This is a genomic window from Mycetocola saprophilus (genome assembly GCF_000718085.1).
Classification (GTDB): domain Bacteria; phylum Actinomycetota; class Actinomycetes; order Actinomycetales; family Microbacteriaceae; genus Mycetocola; species Mycetocola saprophilus.
The window spans coordinates 931,450-955,829 of sequence record NZ_JOEC01000002.1; the positions used below are offsets into that span (position 1 = coordinate 931,450).

Sequence of the window (24,380 nt, forward strand, 5' to 3'; positions counted from 1 at the left end):
ACAAAAGACCCACGGGAGAAATCCCGTGGGTCTTTTGTGTGGTGTGTGACTAGTTCACGCAGGGGATGGAGCCCGCCTGCAGGGGCTCCTTCCAGTCGTGGTAGGTGTTGTCGGCCGGTGCCTCGGAGGAGGGGGAACCCGGGGTGGCCGGTGCCTCGGAGGCGGGTGCCTGCGGGGTTTCCGGAGTCTTGGGGGTCTCGGCGCTGCCGGTTCCTGCACCGCCGGTGGCGGGGGTTTCCGGGGTGGCGCTGCCGGAGGGGGTGGTGCCGAGCAGCTGGGCCACGGTCGCGTGGATCTGGTCGAGGTCCACCAGGTTCACGTCCTTGCCATCGCGCTTGGCGTAGCCGGTGATCGGCAGGGTCGTGAAGGTGATGTTGCCGCCGGCGAGGCTCGAGGCCTGCTGGGCGAAGCTCAGGAACTCGAATCCGTCATCCACCGCGATGTACTGCTTGGCGGTGCCCACCAGGCTCGTGATGGTGGCCGGGTTGGTGAAGGTGCCCGCCTGCTTGAGCTTATAGGCGAGGGAGACCATGAACGCCTGCTGGCGACGGGTGCGGTCGAAGTCGGTCAGCTCGAGGCCGGACTTGCCGGTGTCGCGGCGCTGACGCACAAAGCTCATCGCCTGCTGCGCATCGATTTCCTGCATGCCCGCGGGGAAGTTTGCTCCCGAGTACTTGTCCTCGGTGGCCTGGTTCAGGCACACCTGGATCGGGGCCACGGCCTGGGCCACCTGGTAGAAGGCAGCCATGGTGATCTCCACGAAGTGGTCGATCCGCACGCCGCCGAGGAAATCGGAAACGGTGTTGATCTGAGCCTGACGCCCGGCGGTACGGGCCTCCTGATAGGCCTCATCGCGGCTCATGCCGCCGCGCACCAGCTGGCGCAGCTTCTCGTCCAGCGCGAGGCCGTAGGCCTCCTTGATCTTGGACATCTTGACCCCGTTGGGGTGACCGGCCAGCTCGGCATAGTCGTCGCGGGGGATCGAGATGCCCTGCGCCCGGCCGCCACCGGCGGGGATGTGGATGAGCATCATCACGTTGGCGTTGTACCCGCCATCGCCCTGGTCCCCGGCGTGGATCGCGTTGTAGATCTCCTCGGGGAACGGCTTGCCGTTCTGATCCACGCGGCTGTCCAGTCCCATGATCAGGATGTTGGTTTCCGCGGTGTTTTGATCGGTTCCAAAATCGGGCTTGCCGCTGGGCATCGTGATCGGGGACCGGTGGATGTTGTTGTTCAGATCCTGGTAGACATACAGCGCAAAGGCACCGGTTCCGGCGGTCAGCAGCACCAGGGTGCTCACCACGGCGAGGGCAATCTGGCGGCGTAGTCGCTTGCCCGGGGTGAGCCCGGCGGCGTGGCTCACGGCGGCGCGGGAAGAGTTCGGATCGGTCACGAGGCTCCAAAATCGGGGGTGCACGGAGGATTAAGCCTATCGTCTGATGTCGAGTAATCTCTGTGACCGCGCGGGGAGAATGCCCGGGACTACTAAGCTGAGGGGGTGGCTCACCTGTTGGGAGCGGAATCGCTCCACCTAGAATTTCCCACCCGCGTAATCTTCGAGAAGGTTACTGCCGGGGTCAATGAGGGCGACCGGATCGGTATCGTCGGCCGTAACGGTGATGGCAAGTCCACGCTGTTGCAGCTGCTGGCCGGGCGGATCGAACCCGATTCGGGTCGGGTCACGCGTCGCCGCGGGGTGACCATCGGTTACCTCGATCAGCGCGACATCCTGGACTCGGACATGACCGTCGCCCAGGCGATCGTCGGCGACACCGAGGAGTACATCTGGGCCGGTGACCCGAAGATCCGCGACGTGATCTCGGGTCTGCTGTCGGATCTGCCCTGGACCGCCGAGATCGGCACCCTCTCCGGTGGCCAGCGTCGCCGGGTCGCCTTGGCCGCGCTGCTGGTGGGCGACTGGGACGTGCTGTTCCTGGACGAGCCCACCAACCACCTCGACGTCGAGGGGGTGTCCTGGCTGGCCGGACACCTGAAGAACCGCTGGATCCCGGGCCAGGGCGGCCTGCTGGTGGTCACCCACGACCGGTGGTTCCTCGACGAGGTGTCCACCGACACCTGGGAGGTGCACGACGGCATCATCGAACCCTTCGAGGGCGGCTATGCCGCCTACGTGCTGCAGCGCGTGGAGCGTGACCGCATGGCCGCGACCATCGAGGGCAAGCGTCAGAACCTGATGAAGAAGGAGCTCGCCTGGCTGCGTCGCGGTGCCCCCGCCCGCACGGCCAAGCCGAAGTTCCGGATCGAGGCCGCCAACGCCCTGATCGCCGATGTCCCGCCGGTGCGTAACACCGTGGCGATGAGCCAGATGGCCACCTCGCGCCTGGGGAAGGACGTTGTGGACCTGCTGGATGCCGGCGTGAAATACGGCGACCGGACGATCCTGAAGAGCGTCGAATGGCGTATCGCCCCGGGTGAGCGCACCGGAATCCTCGGTGTGAACGGTGCCGGAAAGTCGACCCTGCTGGGCCTGGTCACCGGTGAAGTGCAGCCCACCTCCGGTGTGGTCAAGCGCGGCAAGACCGTGAAGATCGCCGCACTGACCCAGCAGCTCGCCGAGCTGGAGGACATCCAGAACGAGCGCGTCTCGGCCGTGATTGGACGCTATCGCACGAGCTATAAGGCCGGCGAAAAGGAGATGACCCCGGGCCAGCTGCTCGAGCAGATGGGCTTCGCCTCCGCTCAGCTGCAGACCCCGGTGAAGGACCTCTCCGGTGGTCAGAAGCGCCGCCTACAGCTGCTGCTGATCCTGCTGGATGAGCCCAACGTGCTAATCCTCGATGAGCCCACCAACGACCTCGACACCGACATGCTCGCTGCCATGGAGGACCTGCTGGACACCTGGCCCGGCACCCTGCTCGTGGTTTCGCATGACCGGTACCTGTTGGAGCGGGTCACCGATCAGCAGTATGCGGTGCTGGATGGCGACCTGCGTCACCTGCCCGGCGGCGTGGACGAGTACCTGCGTATCCGCAACGCGACCCCGGCCTCGGCGAGCAAGCCCGAGGAGCTGACCTCGCAGGCCAGCTCGGCCCCGGCAAAGCCCGGCCTGAGCGGCGGCGAACTGCACCGCGCGCAGAAGGAACTGGCCTCGATCGAGCGTCGGATCCAGAAGGCAACCGCCGCAATCGATGCCGCCCACGCACGCCTGGCCGAGCACGACCAGAGCGACTACGCGGGCCTGGGCAAGATCACCGAGGAGACCCAGAAGCTCTCGGCCGATATCTCCAGCCTGGAAGAGCGCTGGCTTGAGCTTTCGGACCTGCTGGGTTCGTGAGTTTGGTTGTTCCGCCCGCGCAGCGTCTCATCTTTGAGACGCTGCGCGGGCGTTTTGACGCCGAGGGATGGTGGCCGGCGGAGTCGACCTTCGAGATGATGGTCGGCGCGATCCTGGTGCAGAACACCGCCTGGCGCAACGTGGAAACCTCGATTCGGGCGCTGCGGGATTGCGCGCTGCTGGATCCGGCGACGCTCGCCGCAATCCCGGCCGAGGCACTGGCCGAGGTGATCCGGCCCAGCGGCTTCATGACCGCCAAGTCACGCTCGGCGGTGGCGCTCGCGCGCTGGGTGGTGGAGACGGACGGCCTGAATGGTGGGGTGTCTTCGCGCACCGATGCCGCCCTGCGCGAGGAACTGCTCGCGCTGCCGGGCATCGGCCCCGAGACCGCCGATGTGATCGGCCTCTACGCCTTTGACCGTCCGGCCTTCATCTGGGACACCTACGCGCGCCGGATGCTCACGGCCGTGGGGTATCCGGTGCCCGGCAGCTACCCGGCCGCCCGCCGCGCGCTCGCCGCGACGGTCGAGGCGGCGGCCTTCAGCGTGCCCGAGTTTCGGGAGTTTCACGGCCTGATCGTCGAGGCGGGCAAACACGCTCGATCCCTGGGCGGTTGGGACGTGCTGGCGGCAGAGCTGTTCGCCGCCCGCTAAACCACCCGTGGGCACCCCGGAAATTCGGGGTGCCCACGGACGTGTACTCGACTAGTTAAACAGCCTCCGGAACAGGTTCGTCTCGGCGAGGTCAAGCAGTTCCTCGCCGTTGCCGGAGAGGATCGTGCGCAGCGCATACAGGGTGAAGCCCTTGGCCTGGGCGGCGGTCACGGTTGGCGGGATCGAGAGTTCCTGACGCGCGGTCATCACCTCAACCAGCGCGGGCCCGTCGTGTTCGAACGCCGTGCGCAGCGCGCCCTCAAGATCGTCGGGGCTTTCCACACGCTGACCGTGCAGCCCGATCGCGGTCGCGACCTCGGCAAAGTTGGGGTTATCGAGTCCGGTGCCGTAGGTCACAAACCCGGCGGCCTTCATCTCCAGCTCCACGAAGTTCAGCGAGGAGTTGTTGAACACCACGATCTTCACCGGAAGCTTCAGCTGGCGCAGCGTGATCAGCTCACCCAGCAGCATGGCCAGTCCGCCGTCGCCGGAGAGTGCGACAACCTGACGCTCGGGGAAGGCCGACTGGGCACCGATGGCGTGGGGCACCGCGTTGGCCATCGTGCCGTGGTTGAAGGATCCGATCAGGCGGCGCTTGCCGTTCATTTCCAGGTAGCGGGATGCCCACACCACCGGGGATCCCACGTCGGGGATGAAGACGGCGTCCTCGCTGGCCAGGTCGCTGATCAGCTTGGCCACGTACTGCGGATGGATCGGGGTGCGGCCGCGATCATTGGTCGCCAGCTCATCGAGGCCCTTACGTGCTTTCCGATAGTGCTTGAGGGAGGCGTCGAGGTGTTTGGAGTCGGTGCGTTCGCGCAGGATGGGAAGCAGCGCCTCGGCGGTGTCTTTGACCGATCCCACCAGCCCCAGATCGATCGGGGTGTGCTGACCGAGGTTTTCCCCGCGAATATCGACCTGGATGATCTTCGCCTTGGACGGATAGAACTGACGGTAGGGGAACCCGGTCCCGAGCATCAGCAGCACCTCGGCGTTTTCCATCGCCCGGTAGCCCGAGGAGAATCCCAGCAGGCCGGTCATGCCCACGTCGTAGGGGTTGTCGTATTCGATGAACTCCTTCCCACGCAGCGCGTGCACGATGGGAGCTTTGAGCTTGGCGGCCAGCGCGATGACCTCATCATGGGCGCCCTCGGTGCCGGCACCGGCGAGGATCGTGACGTCCTCGCAACCGTTGAGGATCTCGGCCGCCTGGGCGAGCAGCGCATCGGTGGGCCGGGTGATCCGCGGCGCATGCACAATCGGTGCCGAGCGGCGGGTATTCGGGGTGGGCTGCAGCAGAATGTCTCCGGGGATGACCACCACCGCGACGCCGCGCAGCTCGATCGCCATCCGCATCGCCCGCTCGATCACAAACGGCACCTGCTCGGCCACGCTCACCAGCTCGGTGTAGACCGAGGCCTCGCGGAAGAGCTCCTGCGGGTGGGTTTCCTGGAAGTAGCCGCTGCCGATTTCGGCACTGGGGATCTGGGCGGCGATTGCCAGCACCGGAACCCGACTGCGGTTGGCGTCAAAGAGCCCGTTGATGAGGTGGGTGTTGCCGGGGCCGCAGCTGCCCGCACACACGGTGATTTCCCCGGTGAGGGCCGCCTCGGCCGCCGCCGCAAACGCCGCGGCCTCCTCATTACGCACGTGCTGCCAGGCGATCGTGCCGTCCTTACGCAGGGCGTCGGTGAATCCATTCAGTGAATCTCCGGGGAGCCCGTACACCCGGCTCACTCCCGCATCCTTGATCGTTTCGACGATGGTTTCGGCAATGCTTGGCATTAAAAAATCCTCCCGCGCTACATGATCGTTATCCCTTTCCACCCTACTCGCGAACGTTCCCGATAATGCATGCATCAATGCATGGTTCTGCTAACGTGGGGGAGTGATCGAAACAATCCTGTTGCCATGGGAGGGTGATCACGGCCGCTCGGTGGCCATGAAAATCGCCTCCGCAACCGCCAAGAGCATCGTCCAGGGAGGGTATGGACCCGGTGATCTGCTCACCGAGGTGACCCTCGCCGACACCCACGGCGCCAGCCGTACCCCCGCCCGCGAGGCCATGCTGCAACTGCATGCCTGGGGCCTGGTGCGGCTGATGCCCAAGAAAGGTGCCCTGGTTACCGCCGTGTCGGCGAAGGAACGACGGGATCTGCTGGACGTGCGCGCGATGTGTGAAACCCGCGCCGTCGAGGTCCTGGCCGATGACGATGCGGGAAAACTCGCGCTCCTGGATCGCCTGTACGCGTGTATTGCCGCCCAGCAGGAGGCGCTCGCCGAGGGCGACCTGCTGCGTTTCGCCCAGAACGACGTGGCCTTCCACCTGCGCATCATCGAGGCCGGTGACAACCTGGTGATTGCCGAAATGCTCAGGGGCCTGGGGCCGCGCCTGGCGCGGCTGATCTTTCAGGCAACGATCGAGCGACCGGCCGCCGCTGCCGGATTCCGCGAGGAGCACGTGCGCCTGGCCGCGATGATCGCCGCCGGCGATACCGTAGGTTTTGCCGCCGCCGTCCGTGCCCACATCAACCTGGGGGCATCCGCCGGGGGCACCGCGTGATCCGTGCACCCTGGTGGAGGGTCGCACCGGCCGTCTTTCTGCTGGCCTGGGGTGGCAACCACTTCACGCCGCTGCTTCACCTCTACGAGGAACTCGGGCGCTATGCCGCCTGGCAGGCTAACCTGCTGCTGGGCATGTACGTGCTCGGATTGGTGCCGGGACTCCTGATCGCCGCCGCGCTCTCCGACCGCTTCGGGCGCAAGCCCGTGCTGCTGACCGGCGTGATCCTGGGCATCGGTGCCAGCGTCATGCTGGGCCTGGGGCTGCACTCGTTTGTCCTGCTGTGTGCCGGGCGTGCGCTCGCCGGCGTGGGGGTGGGCATCGCGATGTCGGTGGGCTCGAGCTGGATCAAGGAGCTTTCGGCCCCCGAGATCGATCCGAGCGCCGCCCGCGGATCGGGGGCGCGCCGTCCCACCCTCACCCTGACCATCGGGTTTGGTCTGGGTGCCGCGGTTACCGGAATCTTGGCGCAGTGGGCCCCGGATCCGTCCCAGCTGCCCTATGCGGTCCATGCGCTGCTGAGCATACTCGCGCTGGTGCCGCTGCTGCGAGCCCGCGAAACCCTGACCGCGCGTCCCGAAGCGGGGACCCACTGGTGGCAGGATCTGCGCATTCCCGCCTCGGGTGGACCGGCATTCCGCCGGGTTATCGTGCCCGCGGCCCCCTGGGTCTTCGCCGCTGCGGGGATCGCCTACGCGATCATGCCGGCGATCGCCGCGCGGCAGATGGGGGAGTGGACCACGCTCTACGCCACCATCCTCACTGTCCTCACTCTCGGGACCGGCGCACTCGTGCAGCCCTATGTGGCCAAGCTTGATGGTCGCACCCGGGGTCAAGCCCTGAGCATCGGGCTGGCCCTGATGTCGCTGGGCATCGTGTTGGCGGTGGTTGCCGCGATCCTGAGCAGCCCGATCCTGCCCTTCATCGTGGCCCCCGTTCTCGGCTGTGCCTACGGGATCACCGTGGTGGCCGGACTAACCCGGGTCCAGGCGATCGCGACCCCGCAGGACCTGGCCGGCCTCACCGGCATCTACTATTCGCTGACCTATTCAGGATTCTTACTGCCGGCTGTGCTTGCGGCGCTCCTGCCGGTCCTGAGCTACACCTCCTCGCTGGCAATAGTGGCCGTGATCTGCATAATCTGCCTGGTCATCGTGTACACCGGCAGCAAGCGCTTCCGCCCCGGAATCACTGGCTAAAACCGGTTCGTGTCTCGGTTTGTTACGGGCCGTTTTCGGCATCCCGCCCGGGTTCCCTACGGTTGAATCATCGTGAGAAGTGCTCGCGGAGAAAGGAAGCCCAGATGTCTATCAAGCACAAAATCGCCGGAGTCGTCGCAGGAATGGCCGCGATTGCGCTGCTGGCTGGTTGCTCCTCCGCAGCCACCCCCGAGGGTGGATCGTCGGCAGATGCCGGCAAGACCGTGAAGATTGGTGTCGTTGGCGCCAGCGATCCGTACTGGGAAACCTACAAGGATGAGGCCAAGAAGGCCGGCATCAACGTCGAGATCGTCGGTTTCACCGAGTACCCCCAGGTCAACCCGGCACTGGCCAACGGCGACGTTGACATCAACCAGTTCCAGCACCTGATCTACCTCGCCCAGTACAACGTGGGTGAGAACAAGGACCTGACCCCGATCGGTTCGACCGCTATCTACCCGCTGCCCCTGTACTCGAAGAAGTACAAGGATGTGAAGGACATTCCGCAGGACGCGACCATCGCGATCCCCAAGGACGAGTCCAACCAGGCCCGCGCACTGCTGGCCCTGCAGGGTGCCGGACTGGTCAAGCTCAAGGATGGCGGCTCGATCGTCTCCACCGCCGATGACGTGGAGTCCGGTTCCAAGGTTAAGGTCATCACCGTGGACGGTTCGCTTGCGGCCGCTCAGCTGGATGACCCGGCCGTTGCCGGTGCCGTGATCAACAACGACTTCGCCACCAAGGCCGGAATCGATGTGTCCTCGGCCATCGCCAAGGACAGCGCCGAGGACCCCAAGTCCCAGGCCTACGTCAACGTGTTCGCGGTTCGCGCCGCCGACAAGGACAACGCCACCTACAAGAAGCTGGTGGAGATCTACCAGGACTCCGAGGCCGTGAAGAAGGGTGTGCAGGAGGCTAACAACAACAGCGCCGTGTTCGCCAAGATCCCGGCAGCCGACCTGGAGAAGACCCTCAAGGACGTCGAAAAGACCGTCAAGGCTACCAAGTAGTAGGACATTACATACACCCGGGCGGTGATTGGAGACATGCTCTCCAATCACCGCCCGCGGGCGTCTGGGCCGTGATAGCGTCACCGAGTCCTCGGTGATTTGAGGCCACACACGTATTTTGGGCGGTTTTGCCGCAACCGCAGCAGCAAGGAGCGCAACAATGGCACTGGTCAGTTTGACCGACGTCACCAAGACCTATCCGGATCCCAACGATCGCAAGCGTCAGATCGCCGCCATCGACGGGGTTTCGCTGGATATTCAGGCGGGCGACGTTTACGGCATCATCGGCTATTCGGGGGCGGGAAAATCCACCCTGGTCCGGTTGATCAACGCGCTGGAATCGGCCAGCTCGGGCAGCATCCTGGTGGATGGGGCCGAGGTTACCACGATGCGCGAGGGCGAGCTGCGCAAGCTGCGTCTGGGCATCGGCATGATCTTCCAGCAGTTCAACCTCTTCAACGCCAAGACGGTGCGGGCGAATATCGCCTATCCGCTCAAGGTGGCGGGGGTGCCCAAGGCCGAGCGGAATCGCCGAGTCGAGGAGCTGCTGGCGTTTGTGGGGCTCTCCGAGAAGGCCAAGTCCTTCCCCGATCAGCTCTCCGGCGGGCAGAAGCAGCGGGTGGGCATTGCCCGCGCGCTAGCGACCTCGCCGCGGATCCTGCTGGCCGATGAGGCCACCAGCGCGCTGGACCCGGAAACCACCCACGAGGTGCTGGGTCTGCTCAAGAAGGTCAACCAGGAACTCGGCATCACGATCATCGTGATCACCCACGAGATGGATGTTATCCAGCAGATCGCCACCAAGGTCGCGGTGATGGAAAACGGCAAGGTCATCGAAAACGGCGAGGTGTATGAGGTGTTCTCGAACCCTCAGCACGCGGCGACCCGACGCTTCGTCTCCACCGTGGTGCGCGGGATTCCGGTGGGTGAGGAGCTGCAGACCCTGCGGTACCGTCACCCGGGACGCATCTTTACGGTCTCGATCCTCGACGGGGATACCAGCCAGGCTCGGGTATTTGAAATCCTGACCCAGGCCGGGCTCGGATTTGAACTGATCTACGGCGGCATCAACGACATTCAGGGCCGGACCTTTGGCCACCTGACCCTCGCCGTGACCGGTGACGATGCGGCAATCGAGTCCGCCCTCGCCCAGATTTCCGCGCTGACCGAGATCGTGGAGGCCCGCTGATGGACGACATCAACAACATCATCGCCAACATCCCCAAGCTGATCACAGCCTCCGGGGAAACCCTCTATATCGTCGGTTTTGCGCTGCTGCTGGGTGGATTCCTGGGACTCGTCCTGGGCCTGATCCTCTACGTCACCCGGCCCGGTAACCTGCTGCAGAACCGTCCGGTGTTCACGATCCTCAACGTGATTGTGAACATCTTCAGGCCCATCCCGTTCCTGATCTTCCTGGTGGCCCTGCAGCCGCTGACCCGGATCGTGGTGGGCACCGGAAACGGCAACACCGCGATGGTGTTCACGATGTCGATGGCGGCAATGTTCGGGATCAGCCGCGTGGTGGAGCAGAACCTGCTGACCGTCTCGCCCGGCGTGATCGAGGCCGCCCGCTCGGTGGGTGCCTCGCGGCTGCGGGTCATCTTCACGGTGATCCTGGGTGAGGCCCTGGGCCCGCTGATCCTCGGCTACACCTTCGTCCTGGTGGTCATCGTGGACATGTCCGCGCTGGCCGGGACGATCGCCGGTGGTGGTCTGGGTACCTTCGCGCTGGAGAACGGCTACCGTCAGTTCAAGCCCGAGCTGACCTATGCGGCGCTGGTGATCGTGATCATCCTGGTGCAGCTGATCCAGTTCCTCGGCAACTGGCTGGCCCGCAAGGCGCTGCGCCGCTAGCGAGCCTTGCCCGGAAGCTCCGGAGACGAACCCAAAGGGGTTCGTCTCCGGAGCTTTTGTGTATCCAGTTACTGTCCGGGATGACCGCTTAGAGTAAGCCGATTCGAGTTGCTTCGAACTTGATGTACCCGGAATACCGCGTGCCGACCGGGAAGTGGTCATTGAGGGTACCTTCCCCAGTGTCGGCAAGAGAGGAGAATCTCAATAGTGATTGGCGTCCTGTTGCTCGTTGGGTGCGGGGTTTGGGCGGATGAATTGATCTCGCCGCAGAAGACCAAATCCGAGTAAATATGGAACGGAGACACCGGGTCAAATTGGAAGCGTGATCCGAGTCTGGTTTCCTTGCCCCCAACTCTGTGCTCGGGCAGTCCATTCCGATATTTTCACTTTGTAGCGGGGAGTTCTCACAACGAGGGCACTCCCGCTGTGAGCGAGCCTAGTGCCGTCACAGTGCGGGCAGACTGGCGTGCGCGGTGAAGCGAAGCCTGTAGTGTGTGGGGCTGAACTGCGCGCTGCCTATGCGGTGGTTAGGCTGCTACCGTGCCTTGCGCGGCCATTGAGTGCTCGTCTGCTCATCCCCTTACATCGGGTGGATGCGTTCTGGATAAGCTCTGCGTCACACTAGCTGTTGGTCTTATGCAGTTTTTGTGTGATCTTTGTGCTGTCCTCGGGCATGCAGTTTAGGGTTGTCGTGCATCAGGGACAGGGACAGGGACAGGGACAGGGACAGAGGCTCGGGCACTTCGCCCGAGCCTCTGTTGCCTTAACTTGGATCGATTACTTGTGCCGCCAGCGCATGCATTACACGTTCGCGTTCACTTGCAGGAAGTCTTCGCCATTTGATGAACAGCTTTTCCTGATCGGAAATTGCTCGCTGATTCTGGTTCATCCACCTATACAAGATCAGCTTCTCCCTGCGGCTGCCTTGTGAGGCCTGAGTGAGAACTTCGTCGGCGCTCGGCGGATTGTCCGTATTGTCTCGCGCTTCATCGTTGCAGCGCTGACACTCTGTGCGGAGGTTGGAATCATCGTTGGTTCCGCCGCGCACGACGGGCACGATATGGCCAATAGTGAGTGTTGCGCGACGCCCAGGGGCATCGTTGAACTCTTCGCCGCCTGCAGTGAAGCATGACTGGCAAACATGGCCGTCGCGGTCGAGGATGCGTCGGCGCTTTGCGCCAGTGATCGACTTTCGCTGAGAAATGGGCTTCTCCCCGAGGTCAACTCTTGTGCCGATTTCTCGGAGCAGGTACTGCTCTGGTGAGAGAGTGGGGTTTGTCTTGTAGTTATCAATGACCCATCCCATGCTGCGAAGGTCACGCATTCGACGGTCAGCCTGAGCTACTCCGGGTACCGCGTCCAGGAGCTCAATCTTTGTGAACTTGCTGCCCACACCGAGGCTGGCAAGAAACCTGGCGACCTGTACTCGGGAGGAAAGCTTAGGGGCGTCTGGCATTTTCGTTCTCCTGATTCTCGTAGTGTTCTTCTGACGGAACCTAACATAACAGCCGAAATGTGCCGCAGTCAAGTGCCGAACCTTGCCAAACATATGCCGAAACACGCCGAACATGCGCCGAGAAGTGCCGAATCTCTATTTTATTGGGGGTCCTGATGTCCGGAGGCAGCATGGTGCGTTGGAGTGTTGAATTTGCGAAGAAGGGGTAAAGTAGAACTTACGTTCGATTCTTCAACGGTTTAACCATTGCGGAGTTCGACGCAGCGTTCATGTCGCAACTAAAGCGGTGTGAAGGCTCGCGTGGATTTGTGAATGCCGATTAGGCGGCGGTGACGAAGTTTTGCGCCTGTTGAAAATGGCGCAATGGGCTTTTGTGGGTGTATCGGCATATTTTTTGCTAGCAGACAGCTAATTATTTTGGAGCGATGAGAGATGAAGAAGCTTAAGTCAGTTGAGATCTGCGCTGGCGCGGGTGGCCAAGCGCTTGGCCTCTATAGGGCTGGCTTTGAGCATGTCCTCGCTGTGGAATTGGACCCAACAGCCGCCGAGACTTTGCGAACAAACAGTGGCGGAACGGTGAAGGTCGGTGATGTTGCTGATCCCACGGTTTGGAACCCATCTGAGTATGAAGGCATTGACCTTTTTGCTGGTGGGGTCCCTTGCCCGCCGTTCTCGGTTGCAGGAAAGCAGCTGGGTTCTTCAGACGAACGAGACCTCTTTGCATGGGCGATTGAGCAAGTGGCTGTTATTCGCCCCAGGGCTCTTCTGCTCGAAAATGTTCGTGGTCTTGCGGCGCCGCGTTTTTCTGGATATCGTCAGCGCGTGCTTGACCGGTTGACTCAGCTTGGGTACGTAGCGGACTGGAAACTGCTCCATGCTTCTGATTTTGGAGTTGCCCAGTTGCGGCCCCGGTTTGTTCTTGTGGCTCTAAAGCCAGAAGAAGCTGTTTATTTCCGGTGGCCAGAGCCGCAAGCAGCAGAAGTGACAGTAGGTGAGGCGCTACGTGATCTCATGGGGGCAAACGGATGGAAGCATGTTGATGAGTGGGTTTCGCTTGCCAACAAGGTTGGCCCTACGGTGGTTGGCGGGAGTAAAAAGCATGGTGGTGCTGACCTTGGCCCAACACGCGCTAAGGCGGCCTGGGCGGCTCTTGGGGTAGATGGAAAGGGTGTAGCGGATGAAGCGCCAGGTTCGGACGCGCCCCCCGCTTCTGAGCGGTTGCCTCGGCTCACTGTTGAGATGGTTGCTAGGCTACAGGGGTGGCGCGCAGACGATGACTGGAAATTCGCCGGTCGGAAAACTTCGCAATATCGCCAAATTGGAAATGCTTTCCCTCCGCCTGTGGCCGAAGCTGTTGGCCGCGCAATCCGTGGTGCTCTAGACCATCAGGGTGTTCCGCATGATCTTCCGGAACTTGAAGCAGGTGTGCATGATCCCGTGTATCGAGCACTAGTTGAAGCGAACGATTTTGTCCGTATTGATCGCCTAGTTAGGTCGTTGGGTGACGCCAATGAAGCTTCTGTTGAGAGACGTTTAGCGGTACTTGCGCAGGACTTTGAGCTGGAAGTGCGTGCCACTCCATCTGGTATCGCCTACAAGTTGGGCAATTTTATGGGTTTTACGGGACAGCAGGAGCACGGCCGTCATGCCTACTTTGAAGCGCACCGAAACAAGGTGAGTTAGCTGTAGTTCCTCATGGGGTTGTGAACGCGTTGTGTGGGCGTTTAATCACGAATCCCAGTATGGCCCGTGATGATTGTAGTAATGCATCCAGGCCCCATACGTTACTTCTCTTTCATCGTCGCTAGCATACGTCTTGGCAAACGCCCGTTCTGGAGCAAACGTCCAGTTAAACCTTTAAACCGTTCCATATCTGTGGGTAAAGCGTAACGCGATAATTCGGCGTTCGGTCCGGGGAGACAGCCGGGTGGGGCTGGTATGCGGGCGCGAGGATACATCCGTCATGGGGATTCCCAGGCGCTGACGTCGTGCCCATTTACTCGCGGTGGTGGGCGAGACCTGAAAGCGTTCCGCGGCTCGGCGCACGGGCCAGCCGTGGGTATTGATGAGTGTGGCTAGGCGTGTTCTTCCCACGGGGGTAAGGGGTGCGTTAGCGTGAGTCACGAAGACCTCCGGTTGAGTGTATGAGAGTGGTATCCCATATCCTGCCCGGAGGTCTTCGCTATGTCGGGTGTTCACAACGTCCCGAGGAACTACAACTAGCGGAGGTGAAGGCGGGCCGGTACCGCGAGCTACTTGGAATCCACGCCCAGGCGGCGTAGCAGGATCGAGAGGGACTCCTGCTCGCGCTCGGTGATCGCCGAGAGCAGCTGCGACTCGGCGGCCAGCAGCGCCGAGATCGCCGCATCCACGGCGTCGCGACCGGCTGCGGTCATGACCACCAGGATGCCGCGGCCGTCGTTGGGGTCGGTTTCGCGTCGGACCAGTCCGCGGGCGACCAGACGGTCGATCCGGTTGGTCATCGTGCCGCTGGACACCAGGTTCTGGGTCAGCAGCGTCTTGGGACTCAGCGTGAACGGGGCCCCGGCGCGGCGCAGCGAGGCCAGCACGTCGAACTCCCAGGGCTCGAGGCCCGGCTCGGCGAAGGCGGCGCGGCGGGCGGCGTCCAGCTGATGGCTCAGCCGGTCCACTCGGGAGAGCACTCGCAGGGGCGCGAAATCGAGATCGGGGCGCTCGCGTTCCCACGAGCGCACGATCAGATCGACTTCATCCGGTTGTGCGGGCATCTCACTATTATCTCGACTTCGAGAGACTTTGGGGGGATTGACGGCAAATCCACACGCTTCGTGGCGACGGAAGTTGGCGCTTGTGGGCGTTGTCGTCGGCGACGCCCGCCGGAATCTGGCAGACTGGGAACGCACACGTCCCACGACGTGTTCCGCCTTGGTGTAACGGCAGCACGGCAGCCTTTGGAGCTGTCCGGTCCAGGTTCGAATCCTGGAGGCGGAGCGCAGTGCACTCTTAGACGCCGCACTCTCACGGGGGACGGCGTTCCCTTCAGAAAGGAATCGAGTGACCGATTCGCAGCTCGCCGTCATCGTTCTCGCCGCAGGACAGGGCACCCGGATGAAGTCCCGTACCCCGAAGGTTCTGCACCCGCTGGGTGGCCGCACCGTTGTGGGTCACGTCATCGAAGCGGCGCGCCGCCTGGAGGCCGCCCACGTTCTTGCCGTGGTGCGCCACGAGCGCGACCTGGTGGCCGCCTCGATCACCGAACAGCTTCCCGAAACCATCATCGTGGATCAGGACGAGGTTCCCGGCACCGGTCGTGCGGTGGAGCTCGCCGTCGCGGCGCTGCCCGAGGGCTTCGCCGGCGACGTGCTGGTGCTCAACGGCGATGTGCCGCTGCTGACCGCCGACACCCTGGCCGACCTGATCGCCGATCACCGCGGCACCGGGGCCTCGGCCACCATCCTGTCGGCCGTCCTCGACGACGCCACCGGCTACGGCCGGATCATCCGCACCGAGGCCGGCGACCTGGACCGGATTGTCGAGCACAAGGATGCCAACGAGAACGAGCTGGCCTCCCGCGAGATCAACGCCGGCATCTACCTCTTTGGTCTGGCCGCGCTGCGCGAGCAGCTCGCCGCGCTGACCACCGACAACGCCCAGGGCGAGAAGTACGTGACCGACGTGCTCGGCCTGCTGCGCGCCGCCGGTTCGGCGATCGCCGCGCTTCCGGTGAGCGACGCCTGGGAGGTGGAGGGCATCAACGACCGCGTGCAGCTCGCCGCCGCCGCCGCCCGCCTGAACACCGTGACCATCGAGCGCTGGCAGCGTGCCGGGGTGACCGTCCAGGACCCGCGCACCACCTGGATCGACGTCCAGGCCACGCTGGCCCCCGATGTGACCCTGAAGCCCGGCACGCAGATCCTCGGACCCAGCGTGATCGAGAGCGACGCCGTGATCGGCCCGGACACGACCCTGTTTGCCGTCGAGGTGGGCGAGGGAGCCGAGGTCAAGCGCACCGAGGCCAGCCACAGCGTGATCGGCGCCGGCGCGACCGTGGGCCCGTTCACCTTCCTGCGTCCCGGGACCATCCTGGGGGCAAATGGCAAGATCGGCGGCTTCGTCGAGACCAAGAACGCCAAGATCGGCGCGGGCTCCAAGGTCCCGCACCTTTCCTATGTGGGCGACGCCACCATCGGTGAGGAAACCAACATCGGGGCCGGCACAATCTTCGCCAATTACGACGGCGTGAACAAGGCCGCATCCACCGTGGGATCCCATGTTCGGATTGGATCGCACAGTGTGGTCGTCGCTCCGGTTACAATTGGAGACGGTGCGTACTCGGGTGCGGGCACCGTGGTCCGGAAAGATGTTCCGGCCGGGAGCCTCGCCATCAACGTTTCACCGCAGCGCAACCTCGAGGGCTGGACCGAATCCAAGCGTCCCGGAAGCGCGGCGGCACTGGCGGCAGAGGCCGCCAATTCCCCCACAGCAAATAACTGAATAACGCGAAACGTCGGTCAAGACCGGCAGGAAGCAGGAGTGGTGTCCGGCATTAAAACGAATGGTCAGAAGCGTCTGGTTCTGGTCGCGGGTCGCTCGCACCCCGAGCTCGCTGAGGCAGTAGCCGAGGCGCTCGGGTCCGAGCTTGTCCCGACCGACGCTCGTACCTTCGCCAACGGTGAGATCTACGCGCGGTTCGATGAGAGCGTGCGTGGTTGTGATGCGTTTGTCATCCAGTCTCACACCGCTCCGATCAACGAGTGGCTGATGGAGCAGCTGATCATGGTCGACGCGCTCAAGCGTGCCTCCGCAAAGCGGATCACCGTGGTCGCTCCGTTCTACCCCTACGCACGTCAGGACAAGAAGGGCCGCGGCCGCGAGCCGATCTCGGCTCGCCTCGTCGCCGACCTGTTCAAGACCGCCGGCGCCGACCGCATCATGTCGGTGGACCTGCACGCCTCGCAGATCCAGGGCTTCTTCGACGGCCCGGTGGACCACCTGTTCGCGATGCCGGTGCTGCTGGAGCACTTCCGTGCCTCGCTGGACCGCTCCGAGCTGACCGTGGTGTCCCCGGACATGGGCCGCGTGCGCGTGGCCGACATGTGGAGTGACCAGCTGGATGCGCCGCTGGCGATCATCCACAAGCGTCGCGACCCGCTGGTGGCCAACCAGGTCACCGTGCACGAGATCGTTGGTAACGTCGAGGGTCGCGTCTGCCTCCTGGTGGACGACATGATCGACACCGGCGGAACCATCGTCAAGGCCGCCCAGGCGCTCAAGGACAACGGTGCAACCCGCGTGATCGTGGCCGCAACCCACGCCGTGTTCTCGGACCCGGCCAGCGAGATCCTGCAGTCGGCCTGCGTGGACGAGGTTGTGGTGACCGACACCCTGCCGATCCCCGAGCACAAGCGCTTCGACACCCTCACGATCCTCCCGATCGCCCCGCTGCTGGCGCGTGCGATCCACGAGGTCTTCGAGGATGGTTCGGTTACCTCGATGTTCGATGGTGCCGCCTAGCCTCTAGCCGCAGCACAAACGCCTCCCGCTCATCGAGCGGGAGGCGTTTGTGCGTCTGCTGTGCTTGTGTGGCGGGGTAGTTAGTCCGCGAGTTCCGCCGCGGGCACGACTGCGACCGCCGGTACCACGCCGCCGCGCCGAGAAAGGATGCTGCCACGCGCGCGAATCAGGCTGGGGACCACCAGATAAACGGCCAGGGGAACCACGGCCGCGGTCAATACCAGCGTGCGCAACGGCAGTGGCCAGCCCGTGGAGATGGGTTCGAGGGCGAACGAGCCGAGGGTGACCAGGGGGAAGATGGCGAGCCAGGTGAGCAGTGCGCGGACGTGGGTCGAGGGCGGTTTCTGTGACATTAGATAATCTCCAACTGTTTGGTTGCAGATTTGACTGTAGTGGTCCAGACGTCAAACTGCAACCGTTTGGTTGGAGTTGCTAGGATGGGGGCATGGCCTGGGATACCGAACGCACACAAACGCTTCTGCTCGACGCGGCTACCGCCTGCTTTAGCGAGTCCGGTCTGGCCGGTACGCGGATCGACGCCATCGCCCGGGCCGCCGGGGTCAATAAGGAGCGCATCTACACGTACTTCGGCAATAAGGAGGCGCTGTTTGAGACCGTTCTCTCGCGGGAGCTGGAGACCTTCGTGGCCCAGGTTCATGTATCCGGCGTGGGTGCGGAGGCCGTGGGAGAGTATGCGGGGGCGTTTTTTGATCGCTTCCGGGAGAGCCCGCATCTGCCCCGACTGCTTGCCTGGGAGGGTCTTGAGCGTGCCGACTCGCGGATGGGTGGGAACACGCGACTGCAGAACTGTGTGGCCAAGGTGGATACGCTCGGCGATGCCCTGCCGGGTGTCTCCCGTGGGGCAACCGCGCAGCTGCTGCTGAGCATCATCATGCTGGCTGCCGCGTGGTGGACCATGCCGCAGATGAATCGGTTGGTGCTCGCGGGGAGCGAGGGGACCCAGGACGATCCGATCACGGCGGCCGATCGGTTTGGGCGCGAGCGTCATCGCCGGGAGGCGCTGGTGGTTCAGGCGACCGGGGCGGCGCGCGAGCTGCTGGCGGCGAGTGCCGCCTAGCCGTATCGAAGCTCGGCTTCGGGGCGTATCCTGGGTCCATGACTTCCGAGACTGCCACCCAAACCCCCGCCGTGACGCTGTATGGTGCCGACTGGTGCCGCGACTGCGTGCGATCCAAGGCCCTGCTGGATTCCCGCGGGGTGTCCTATACGTACGTGGACCTGGTCGCCGATGAAACCGGCGCCGATCGCGCGCACGCAATCTCCGGCCGGACCCAGATTCCGGTGATCGTGTTCCCCGATGGCACGCATCAGGTGGAGCCGAGCGACCGTGACCTGGAGGCCAAGCTCACCGAGCTGGGCGTGCTCTAACCGCGAATCTGCCATACCAGCCTTTCCCGCGCTGCGCATGCTTTCCCTATAAAGCATGCGCAGTTTTTTCTTTTCCGAGTCGCAATCACTCAACTGGTATGGTAGTTTTCTTGTGGGCGGAATGACCGACCCGTCGCATCATCAAAGGAGTTGACCGCGCATGCGTATCGCCAGTGCCGAAATCATCGTCACGAGTCCCGACCGGAACTTTGTCACGCTGAAGATCACCACCGAAGACGGAATCACCGGCCTGGGTGACGCCACCCTGAACGGTCGCGAGCTGGCCGTGGTTGCCTACCTGCAGGAGCACGTAGTTCCGCTGCTGATCGGTGCCGATGCGCACCGGATCGAAGACATGTGGCAGTTCCTGTACCGCGGGGCCTACTGGCGTCGTGGCCCGGTTACCATGGCCGCGATCGCCGCCGTGGACGTGGCGCTCTGGGACATCAAGGCTAAGGCCGCCGGCATGCCGCTCTACCAGCTGCTGGGTGGTGCCTCGCGCAACGGCCTGCTCGCCTACGGTCACGCCTCGGGCAAGACCATGCCCGAACTGTTTGACAGCATCCGCTCGCACCAGGAGCAGGGCTACCGGGCGATCCGCGTGCAGACCGGTGTTCCCGGCCTGAAGTCGATCTACGGCATCGCCTCCAACGACACCTTCGACGCCAACACCGGCGTCCGCTACGACCACGAGCCCGCCCAGCGCGGTGCCTACCCGGCCGAGGAGGACTGGGACACCCGCGCCTACCTGCGCCACGTACCCACCGTGTTCGAGGCCGTGCGGAACGAGTTTGGTCCCGAGCTGCCGCTGCTGCACGACGGACACCACCGGATGACCCCGATCCAGGCAGCCAAGCTGGGCAAGAGCCTCGAGCCCTACGACCTGTTCTGGCTCGAGGACTGCACCCCGGCCGAGAACCAGGAGGCCCTGCGCCTGGTCCGTCAGCACACCACGACCCCGCTGGCCATCGGTGAGATCTTCAACACCCAGTGGGACTACCAGCAGATCATCCGCGAACAGCTCATCGACTACGTGCGCTCGGCCGTGACCCACACCGGTGGTATCTCGCACCTCAAGAAGATCCTCGAGTACGCGGCTCAGTACCAGATCAAGTCCGGTATGCACGGACCGACCGATATCTCCCCGGTGGGCATGGCCGCGGCCATGCACCTGGGCCTGTCGATCCATAACTTCGGTATCCAGGAGTACATGAAGCACGGTGCCAAGACCGACCAGGTCTTCGAGCAGTCCTTCACCTGGGAAAACGGCTTCCTGCACCCGGGTAACAAGCCGGGTCTGGGTGTCGAGCTCAACAAGGACGAGGCGGGCAAGTACCCGTACGAGCAGGCCTACCTGCCCTATAACCGTCTGGCCGACGGCACCGTTCACGACTGGTAGGTCGCCCTTTGCGGCCCCGTGCCGCCACCCGCACGATGCCTCATTGTGCGGGCCCAGGATTCGATTGGCGGGTGTGGGTTTGCGCCGGGTGCACCCGCTAATCGAACAACTCTGTACACCCGAGGGCTCGGGATGCCGCACGGTATCCCGGGCCCTCCGGCCTAGGATTGAGCCATGACCTCCTCCACCGCTTCGGCACCACGTGCGTCCGCGCGGTCGATCGCCTACACCGAGATCCGCGAGCGGGTGATCCGCGGCACCTACGCTCCGGGCACCGGACTGAGCGAGGCCGATCTGGCCGGTGAGCTCGGGGTGAGCCGTCAGCCCGTGCGTGAGGCGCTGCTGCTGGTCGCTCAGGAGGGGCTCGTCGAGGTGCGCCCGCAGAGCGGGACCTACGTGGCGCGGATCGACTCGGCGGTGGTGCGCCAGGCGCAGTTCATCCGCGAGGCCATCGAGCTGGCCTCGCTCGAGGCCTGCCGCGATCGCGTGGGGGAGGCCCAGATTACGCAGCTTCGCGACATTATCGCCCGGCAGCGCGAGGTCGAGGATCCCGAGGACTTCTACCCGCTGGATGAGGAGTTCCACCGTGCGCTCCTGGGCATCCCCGGGCACGAAACCGCCTGGGCAACCGTCGCCGGTGCCAAGGGGCACCTCGACCGCGTGCGCTATCACGGGCTGACCGGATTCCGCTCGGTCGCCGAGTATATCCGCGACCACGAGCGCATCGTCGACGCCCTCGAATCCGGTAGCATCCCCGGAGCCGCCGCCGAGCTGCGCTCCCACCTCCGCTTTGTCCTGATCGACCTCGACGGCCTGGAACGCAGCCACCCCGAGTACGTCGATCCGGTGGGCCCCGCTCGGCGCTAAGGGGCGTTCACTGGTCGTTCCCACCGCATCCGGTGTGCAGGAAGGTTCCTCCACATAGGCGTCTGTAGACCATGTTCTCCACAGAACCTGCCGTTCTCACTGCACAGCTCTTCTGCCGCAGAGGATTGTGAATGGAGGTGATGTGTGATGATACCTAAGACGGGCAATATGCGTGCGGCAGTGCTGCGCTTTCTGCTGTCGCCGTTTGCCGAGGCGCTGACCTGCGTCGCCATTCTCTTCGGCGGGATGAGCATCTCCACCGCTCGTGGGGAACCTGTTTTTCTGTTCCTCGGTGGCATGCTGATCGCGATCGGTGTGTGCCCGCTGCTGGTACGCGGGTTCCAGCCCTCGGTCGAAGGCAACCTGTTTCGCATTGCGACGGCACAGACGGGCGATACCTTGACGCTGCTCCGCAGTACGGTTCGCCTGGCCACCGAGCTGGTTGTGATTTCGCCCGCGACTCGATCACGACTCGGAAAGAATTACCTCGAAGACACCGTTTTCAGGCTGTGGCGCACGCGATTCCGCGGGGACTCACGAGTGGGCATCGTCCTCTATGTCCTCAGCGAGGATGGGCAATTCTGGAAACCGCAGGTGGGAGTCGGTGCCGGAATTTCCGGTGCACGGCTGCCGCCGATGCGCGTGCGGGGGCTCTCCCCGCTGGGCTGGATCGGCGAGATCACGCGGGAGAACACGGAAGGCGTCGTGAGATCACGGCACCGGCGAGACTCCGAACTGGTCATCCCTCTCCGCGCCCCCGACCGCGTTCTCGGTGCTCTGCGCATCATGGGGGTTACGGCGAACGATCACTCAAAAGAATTCCACGTAGCGTTGATGCCATACGCGGAAGCCATTGAATTTGCGATCGTCGCCGCGGAGCATCGGTCAATCGAAAGCAGGAAGAACACGGGAGGAAGATCATGAGTAACGTCTACGAGCAGCAGCCCGAACCGCAGACGCCGGCACGGGAACCATACTGGGCCGACCATGACACGGCACGGGATTTTAGCGAGGCTATTGAGCGTCAGGTTGCCGCGGGCATGCGCGCCATTGCGCTGGATATTCTCCATCTGCGTTGGCGTGGACTCCGCAAGCGCCATGGGATTCACCCCAGTCAGCTTCAGTAGCCCGCGGGCCACGAGAGCGCAGCGCACCGGATAAGGAAACGTGTGGGGGGCTAGCTCGCCTACCTCTTTGACTGTGTGCCGGCTCGGCGAATAAGTGGGGCCCCGAACACTCCAATTCCACAAGAACGAGCTGAGTTCGGGAACAAAAACGCGGCCCCGCCCGATGGGGCGAGGCCGCGAGATTACCCGTTTGCCGGTTCCGGAACCTGGAACCGGCAGCCGAGGGTGAGGAGAACCGGAACTAGTGCGAGTCGGTGGCGCTGATCTCGGTACGGTCTCCCGACCACAGGGTGTGGAAGGTTCCCTCGATGTCGACCCGCTTATAGGTGTGGGCACCGAAGAAGTCGCGCTGACCCTGGACCACGGCGGCCGGCAGGCGCTTGGCGCGCAGACCGTCGTAGTAGGCCAGCGAGGAGGAGAACGCCGGAGCGGGGATGCCGGTCTGGGTGGCCGAAACCACAACCCGACGCCAAGCCTCCTGGCCTGCGGTGATCGCGTCCGAGAAGTACGGTGCGGTCAGCAGGGCGGCCAGGTTCGGCTGCTCGGCGTACGCGTCGGCGATGCGGTTGAGGAACTGGGCGCGGATGATGCAGCCACCACGCCAAATGCGCGAGACGGCACCCAGGTCGATGTTCCAGTTGTACTCGGCGGCACCGGCGCGGATCGCGTCGAAGCCCTGCGAGTAGGCGACGATCTTCGAGGCGTAGAGTGCCTGGCGGACGTCCTCGATGAAGGCATCGCGGTCGGTCACGGCCACCGGGTTTGCCGGACCCGGCAGGCCCGCGGCGGCCTCGCGCTGCTCGGGGTGCGAGGAGAGCGAACGTGCAAATACGGCCTCGGCGATACCCGAAACCGGGACACCCAGGGCCAGGGCGTTCTGTACGGTCCACACGCCGGTGCCCTTGGAACCCGCCTGGTCCAGGATCACGTCAACCAGCGGCTGGCCGGTCTTGGCATCCACCTGGCGCAGAACCTCGGCGGTAATCTCGATCAGGTAGCTCTCCAGCTCACCCTTGTTCCACTCGGTGAACACGTCGGCGATCTCGGCCGGGGTCAGACCCGCGTTGTAGCGCAGCAGGTCGTAGGCCTCGGCGATGAGCTGCATGTCGGCGTACTCGATACCGTTGTGGATCATCTTCACGAAGTGGCCGGCACCGTCGGTACCCACGTGGGTCACGCAGGGCTCGCCCTCGGCGACCGCGGCGATCGAGGAGAGGATCGGACCCAGGGTCTCATAGGCCTCGGCGGTTCCACCGGGCATGATCGACGGGCCCTTGAGCGCGCCCTCCTCGCCACCGGAGATACCCGCACCCACAAAGTGGATGCCGGTCGGGCTCACGGCCTTTTCGCGGCGGATGGTGTCGGTGTAGAGGGCGTTGCCGCCGTCCACGATGATGTCGCCGGGCTCGAAGCGCTCGGTCAGCTGGTTGATTACGGCATCGGTGCCGGCGCCGGCCTGCACCATGATGATCGCGGTGCGCGGCTTCTGCAGCGAAGCCACAAACTCATCGATGGTCTCGCTGGCCACAAAGCCGGCCTCCGGGTGTGCCTCGACAACACCACGGGTGCGCTCGGGCGAGCGGTTGAAAATTGCGACGGTGTTACCCTCGCGGCTCGCCAGGTTACGGGCGAGGTTGCTGCCCATGACCGCCATTCCGATCACGCCAATGTTTGCCTGTGCTGCTTCCGTCATGGTTACTCCAATTCGGGGATTATGGAAAGGGGATGCGCTGGACATGCCTGGAAGAGACGCAGAAACGCGCGGCTCCGAGCATGGGTTGTGATCAACTTAGCAAACCTCACATGCCCGGAAACGGTTTTGCCCATGCACCTTTGTTCAGTGCTGTGGGCGGCCGTGCGGACCCCCGGAATACTGGGGCTCCGCACGGTGTTGTACGCCCACCGCGGAATCGGATGCGCACACCGGTGCGCCCGAATCGGCCAGGTTGAGGTCCTGCCTAGAGGCGGAAGCCCTCTCGCAGGACCCCTGGTATGGACTGTTCGGTTTAGAGGCGGAAGAGTTCTCGCGGGACCCCTGGCATGGACTGTTCGGTTTAGAGGCGGAAGACCTC

Annotated in this window: 22 protein-coding genes, 1 tRNA gene and 1 pseudogene; 17 read left to right on the forward strand and 7 right to left on the reverse strand. The window is 63.9% G+C overall.

The genetic code is table 11. The features are described 5' to 3' along the window. Positions 1 to 49 precede the first annotated feature (49 nt). Entirely contained in the window at positions 50 to 1,393 is a 1,344-nt protein-coding gene (locus IE92_RS19050; RefSeq protein WP_281173593.1) for an LCP family protein, read from the reverse strand. Between the two features lie 105 nt (positions 1,394 to 1,498). Here IE92_RS19050 and IE92_RS0110045 point away from each other — a divergent pair, with 105 nt between their 5' ends. Together IE92_RS0110045 and IE92_RS0110050 are read left to right on the forward strand one after the other, a co-directional pair. Then, complete coding sequence (locus tag IE92_RS0110045) at positions 1,499 to 3,295, forward strand: ABC-F family ATP-binding cassette domain-containing protein (RefSeq protein WP_030148366.1); 1,797 nt, start codon at positions 1,499 to 1,501, stop codon at positions 3,293 to 3,295. After that, positions 3,292 to 3,948, forward strand: coding sequence for an endonuclease III domain-containing protein (locus tag IE92_RS0110050; RefSeq protein ID WP_030148367.1), 657 nt, complete (start codon positions 3,292 to 3,294; stop codon positions 3,946 to 3,948). The genes IE92_RS0110045 and IE92_RS0110050 overlap by 4 nt, the downstream gene beginning before the upstream one ends. Positions 3,949 to 3,999: 51 nt before the next feature. Here the strand turns inward: IE92_RS0110050 and poxB are convergent, their stop codons facing one another. Beyond that, complete coding sequence (gene poxB, locus IE92_RS0110055) at positions 4,000 to 5,733, reverse strand: ubiquinone-dependent pyruvate dehydrogenase (RefSeq protein ID WP_030148368.1); 1,734 nt, start codon at positions 5,731 to 5,733, stop codon at positions 4,000 to 4,002. A 103-nt stretch (positions 5,734 to 5,836) separates the two neighbouring features. Between poxB and IE92_RS0110060 the strand changes: the two genes are divergently transcribed. The 5 genes from IE92_RS0110060 (at position 5,837) to IE92_RS0110080 (ending at position 10,577) form a co-directional block, all read left to right on the forward strand. Beyond that, positions 5,837 to 6,511: a GntR family transcriptional regulator gene (locus IE92_RS0110060; protein ID WP_051701618.1), complete on the forward strand. Its 675-nt coding sequence runs from the start codon at positions 5,837 to 5,839 to the stop codon at positions 6,509 to 6,511. Then, complete coding sequence (locus tag IE92_RS0110065; protein WP_051701617.1) at positions 6,508 to 7,710, forward strand: MFS transporter; 1,203 nt, start codon at positions 6,508 to 6,510, stop codon at positions 7,708 to 7,710. Before IE92_RS0110060 ends, IE92_RS0110065 begins: the two co-directional genes overlap by 4 nt. A gap of 104 nt (positions 7,711 to 7,814) precedes the next feature. Next, positions 7,815 to 8,720 carry a MetQ/NlpA family ABC transporter substrate-binding protein gene (locus IE92_RS0110070; protein ID WP_030148371.1) on the forward strand — a complete coding sequence of 302 codons (906 nt, stop codon included), beginning with the start codon at positions 7,815 to 7,817 and terminating at the stop codon, positions 8,718 to 8,720. Positions 8,721 to 8,880: 160 nt separating this feature from the next. Then, positions 8,881 to 9,909 (forward strand): methionine ABC transporter ATP-binding protein, encoded by a 1,029-nt coding sequence (locus IE92_RS0110075; RefSeq protein WP_030148372.1) that lies wholly within the window; start codon positions 8,881 to 8,883, stop codon positions 9,907 to 9,909. After that, complete coding sequence (locus tag IE92_RS0110080) at positions 9,909 to 10,577, forward strand: methionine ABC transporter permease (RefSeq protein WP_030148373.1); 669 nt, start codon at positions 9,909 to 9,911, stop codon at positions 10,575 to 10,577. Before IE92_RS0110075 ends, IE92_RS0110080 begins: the two co-directional genes overlap by 1 nt. A gap of 763 nt (positions 10,578 to 11,340) precedes the next feature. Here IE92_RS0110080 and IE92_RS17840 read toward each other — a convergent pair. Continuing rightward, positions 11,341 to 11,901, reverse strand: a complete 561-nt coding sequence (locus tag IE92_RS17840) for an HNH endonuclease (RefSeq protein ID WP_211250774.1) — start codon at positions 11,899 to 11,901, stop codon at positions 11,341 to 11,343. A 564-nt stretch (positions 11,902 to 12,465) separates the two neighbouring features. On the opposite strand from IE92_RS17840, the gene IE92_RS17845 reads away from it, so the two are divergent. After that, on the forward strand, positions 12,466 to 13,716 hold the full coding sequence (locus IE92_RS17845; protein ID WP_081863898.1) for a DNA cytosine methyltransferase: 1,251 nt from the start codon (positions 12,466 to 12,468) through the stop codon (positions 13,714 to 13,716). Positions 13,717 to 13,899: 183 nt separating this feature from the next. On the opposite strand, the pseudogene IE92_RS17850 reads toward IE92_RS17845, so the two are convergent. Then, positions 13,900 to 14,157: pseudogene (locus IE92_RS17850) on the reverse strand (leucine zipper domain-containing protein); the annotation flags it as partial. 128 nt (positions 14,158 to 14,285) lie between these two features. Further along, positions 14,286 to 14,780 carry a MarR family winged helix-turn-helix transcriptional regulator gene (locus tag IE92_RS0110100; RefSeq protein ID WP_030148377.1) on the reverse strand — a complete coding sequence of 165 codons (495 nt, stop codon included), beginning with the start codon at positions 14,778 to 14,780 and terminating at the stop codon, positions 14,286 to 14,288. A gap of 151 nt (positions 14,781 to 14,931) precedes the next feature. On the opposite strand from IE92_RS0110100, the gene IE92_RS0110105 reads away from it, so the two are divergent. The 3 genes from IE92_RS0110105 to IE92_RS0110115 all read left to right on the forward strand — a co-directional run bounded on the left by IE92_RS0110105 (position 14,932) and on the right by IE92_RS0110115 (position 17,526). Next, positions 14,932 to 15,003 (forward strand) — tRNA-Gln (locus IE92_RS0110105). Positions 15,004 to 15,066: 63 nt separating this feature from the next. Then, positions 15,067 to 16,506: a bifunctional UDP-N-acetylglucosamine diphosphorylase/glucosamine-1-phosphate N-acetyltransferase GlmU gene (gene glmU / locus IE92_RS0110110; protein ID WP_030148378.1), complete on the forward strand. Its 1,440-nt coding sequence runs from the start codon at positions 15,067 to 15,069 to the stop codon at positions 16,504 to 16,506. A gap of 42 nt (positions 16,507 to 16,548) precedes the next feature. Then, entirely contained in the window at positions 16,549 to 17,526 is a 978-nt protein-coding gene (locus IE92_RS0110115) for a ribose-phosphate diphosphokinase (RefSeq protein WP_030148379.1), read from the forward strand. A gap of 80 nt (positions 17,527 to 17,606) precedes the next feature. Here IE92_RS0110115 and IE92_RS16690 read toward each other — a convergent pair whose 3' ends face one another. After that, positions 17,607 to 17,879, reverse strand: coding sequence for a putative antibiotic biosynthesis monooxygenase (locus tag IE92_RS16690; RefSeq protein WP_051701616.1), 273 nt, complete (start codon positions 17,877 to 17,879; stop codon positions 17,607 to 17,609). A 92-nt stretch (positions 17,880 to 17,971) separates the two neighbouring features. Between IE92_RS16690 and IE92_RS0110125 the strand changes: the two genes are divergently transcribed. The 6 genes from IE92_RS0110125 to IE92_RS0110150 all read left to right on the forward strand — a co-directional run bounded on the left by IE92_RS0110125 (position 17,972) and on the right by IE92_RS0110150 (position 22,308). Next, positions 17,972 to 18,604: a TetR/AcrR family transcriptional regulator gene (locus IE92_RS0110125; RefSeq protein ID WP_030148381.1), complete on the forward strand. Its 633-nt coding sequence runs from the start codon at positions 17,972 to 17,974 to the stop codon at positions 18,602 to 18,604. A 38-nt stretch (positions 18,605 to 18,642) separates the two neighbouring features. Next, complete coding sequence (locus IE92_RS0110130) at positions 18,643 to 18,915, forward strand: glutaredoxin family protein (protein WP_030148382.1); 273 nt, start codon at positions 18,643 to 18,645, stop codon at positions 18,913 to 18,915. Between the two features lie 160 nt (positions 18,916 to 19,075). Beyond that, positions 19,076 to 20,314, forward strand: coding sequence for a D-mannonate dehydratase ManD (gene manD / locus IE92_RS0110135; protein WP_030148383.1), 1,239 nt, complete (start codon positions 19,076 to 19,078; stop codon positions 20,312 to 20,314). A gap of 174 nt (positions 20,315 to 20,488) precedes the next feature. After that, on the forward strand, positions 20,489 to 21,181 hold the full coding sequence (locus IE92_RS0110140) for a GntR family transcriptional regulator (protein WP_030148384.1): 693 nt from the start codon (positions 20,489 to 20,491) through the stop codon (positions 21,179 to 21,181). A gap of 144 nt (positions 21,182 to 21,325) precedes the next feature. Further along, positions 21,326 to 22,105, forward strand: coding sequence for a hypothetical protein (locus IE92_RS0110145; protein WP_156027497.1), 780 nt, complete (start codon positions 21,326 to 21,328; stop codon positions 22,103 to 22,105). After that, entirely contained in the window at positions 22,102 to 22,308 is a 207-nt protein-coding gene (locus tag IE92_RS0110150; protein ID WP_030148386.1) for a hypothetical protein, read from the forward strand. Before IE92_RS0110145 ends, IE92_RS0110150 begins: the two co-directional genes overlap by 4 nt. A gap of 241 nt (positions 22,309 to 22,549) precedes the next feature. Here IE92_RS0110150 and gndA read toward each other — a convergent pair whose 3' ends face one another. Continuing rightward, a complete protein-coding gene (gene gndA, locus IE92_RS0110155; RefSeq protein ID WP_030148387.1) occupies positions 22,550 to 24,001 on the reverse strand; it encodes an NADP-dependent phosphogluconate dehydrogenase in 1,452 nt (483 codons plus the stop codon). Positions 24,002 to 24,380 lie beyond the last annotated feature (379 nt).

Excerpts from the sequence above, each read along its gene's own strand:
- IE92_RS16690 (WP_051701616.1), bottom strand. The coding sequence starts at position 17,879 with ATGTCACAGAAACCGCCCTCGACCCACGTCCGCGCACTGCTCACCTGG.
- IE92_RS0110150 (WP_030148386.1), top strand. The coding sequence starts at position 22,102 with ATGAGTAACGTCTACGAGCAGCAGCCCGAACCGCAGACGCCGGCACGG.
- IE92_RS0110100 (WP_030148377.1), bottom strand. The coding sequence starts at position 14,780 with ATGCCCGCACAACCGGATGAAGTCGATCTGATCGTGCGCTCGTGGGAA.
- IE92_RS0110125 (WP_030148381.1), top strand. The coding sequence starts at position 17,972 with ATGGCCTGGGATACCGAACGCACACAAACGCTTCTGCTCGACGCGGCT.
- IE92_RS0110080 (WP_030148373.1), top strand. The coding sequence starts at position 9,909 with ATGGACGACATCAACAACATCATCGCCAACATCCCCAAGCTGATCACA.
- IE92_RS0110130 (WP_030148382.1), top strand. The coding sequence starts at position 18,643 with ATGACTTCCGAGACTGCCACCCAAACCCCCGCCGTGACGCTGTATGGT.
- manD (WP_030148383.1), top strand. The coding sequence starts at position 19,076 with ATGCGTATCGCCAGTGCCGAAATCATCGTCACGAGTCCCGACCGGAAC.
- poxB (WP_030148368.1), bottom strand. The coding sequence starts at position 5,733 with ATGCCAAGCATTGCCGAAACCATCGTCGAAACGATCAAGGATGCGGGA.
- gndA (WP_030148387.1), bottom strand. The coding sequence starts at position 24,001 with ATGACGGAAGCAGCACAGGCAAACATTGGCGTGATCGGAATGGCGGTC.
- IE92_RS0110075 (WP_030148372.1), top strand. The coding sequence starts at position 8,881 with ATGGCACTGGTCAGTTTGACCGACGTCACCAAGACCTATCCGGATCCC.
- IE92_RS0110140 (WP_030148384.1), top strand. The coding sequence starts at position 20,489 with ATGACCTCCTCCACCGCTTCGGCACCACGTGCGTCCGCGCGGTCGATC.
- IE92_RS17840 (WP_211250774.1), bottom strand. The coding sequence starts at position 11,901 with ATGCGTGACCTTCGCAGCATGGGATGGGTCATTGATAACTACAAGACA.
- IE92_RS17845 (WP_081863898.1), top strand. The coding sequence starts at position 12,466 with ATGAAGAAGCTTAAGTCAGTTGAGATCTGCGCTGGCGCGGGTGGCCAA.
- IE92_RS0110070 (WP_030148371.1), top strand. The coding sequence starts at position 7,815 with ATGTCTATCAAGCACAAAATCGCCGGAGTCGTCGCAGGAATGGCCGCG.